Below are 252 nucleotides of genomic sequence, written 5' to 3'. Positions count from 1 at the left end.
GTGGCAGCCAAAGCGGTCAAAGTTACGCCAACACCAGTACCAGGCAACTTCTTACCGCCATCCTTCTTCTTCTCAACCACAGTGGTCTTAGCACCAGCAGCAGCACCATTGGCACCAGTCTGGCCTGGCTTAGCCTTTGCATCCTTAGAAGTCTCAGCTGGCTTTGTGTCCTGAGAATTCTTTGGATCAGCTTCAGCTGGAGCAGGCTTAGCTTCATTCAAAGCCTTCTGAGCTTCCTCAAGACTCTTCTGA

At 51.2% G+C, this 252-nt stretch carries 1 pseudogene; it reads right to left on the bottom strand.

Going from position 1 to position 252, the window contains the following annotated elements:
* Positions 1 to 252 (bottom strand): annotated as a pseudogene (locus tag QP420_RS06700) (peptidase); the annotation flags it as partial.

This window comes from Bifidobacterium sp. UMB1197 (assembly GCF_030217745.1).
Taxonomy (GTDB): Bacteria; Actinomycetota; Actinomycetes; order Actinomycetales; family Bifidobacteriaceae; genus Bifidobacterium; species Bifidobacterium vaginale_B.
Note: the sequence above shows the minus strand (reverse complement) of the source record. Positions and strands in the feature narration are given on the sequence as shown.